Annotated in this window: 1 protein-coding gene; it reads right to left on the reverse strand. The window is 61.4% G+C overall.

The annotated features are described in order from the left end of the window. A partial coding sequence (locus C6N31_RS42995) for a cobalamin-dependent protein (protein ID WP_198359730.1) occupies positions 1-264 on the reverse strand: 264 nt, incomplete at both ends.

Raw genomic sequence — 264 nt, forward strand, 5'->3', positions numbered from 1 at the left:
CGGCCATCTTGCGCTGGTTGAGCTCCTGCAGGTTCTCCTTCATGATCACGGTGGACTTCACCAGGAGTCCCGACATGCCGATCACGTCGGCCTTGTGCTCGGTCGCCGCGTCCAGGATCGCCGCCACCGGCTGCTTGATCCCCAGATTCACCACGTTGTAACCGTTGTTCGACAGGATGATGTCGACCAGGTTCTTACCGATGTCATGAACGTCGCCACGGACCGTGGCCAGCACGATGGTGCCCTTGCCGTCGGCGTCGGACT

Origin of the sequence: Streptomyces fildesensis, from assembly GCF_016107395.1 — a bacterium.
GTDB lineage: Bacteria > Actinomycetota > Actinomycetes > Streptomycetales > Streptomycetaceae > Actinacidiphila > Actinacidiphila fildesensis.